The 509-nt window shown below is 45.4% G+C and carries 1 protein-coding gene; it reads right to left on the reverse strand.

Annotated features, from left to right (window positions below; all coding sequences use genetic code 11):
- Window positions 1–509, reverse strand: a 509-nt coding sequence (locus tag R7190_RS31120) for an IS30 family transposase (RefSeq protein WP_318138375.1), incomplete at both ends; no start/stop codon positions are given.

Genomic DNA, 509 nt, shown 5'->3' on the forward strand with positions numbered 1-509 from the left:
TCGGTCTACAAGAGTAGCAATGTGTGTATTTCTTGAACCCGATACAAGGTCACCTTCCCAGTGGCCAAGAGACTTACGGTTATCAATATTCTTAGAGCGCTTATGTATAGAAACACCGTTTACAATATTCGTGAAGCTCCGATCACCACTACGGCGATGGTATCGACTGTGGCGCATTGGCCTACCTCTACGTAAGTACTGAGTGAACGAGTGGTGAATGATACTTTTGGCTCGGACATAAATGGACTTATATATCGTCTCATGTGATACCTGCATGTCTTTGCTACGCGAATACTCAACACTCAGCCATCCAGAAATTTGCTCTGGAGACCACTTAAGCTCGAGTTTTTCCATGATGATTTTTCTGAGTTCAGGGTTGCGTTCTAAGACCCCAAGCTTTGGGCGCTTAGCCATACGCTTTGCACGCTTGTCAGCATCAACAGCTTTGTAATAGCGACGACCTCGATTACGAGCGACTTCTCTTGAAATCGTTGAAGGGGACCGATTTA

It is taken from the genome of Vibrio sp. 1078-1, assembly GCF_033340475.1.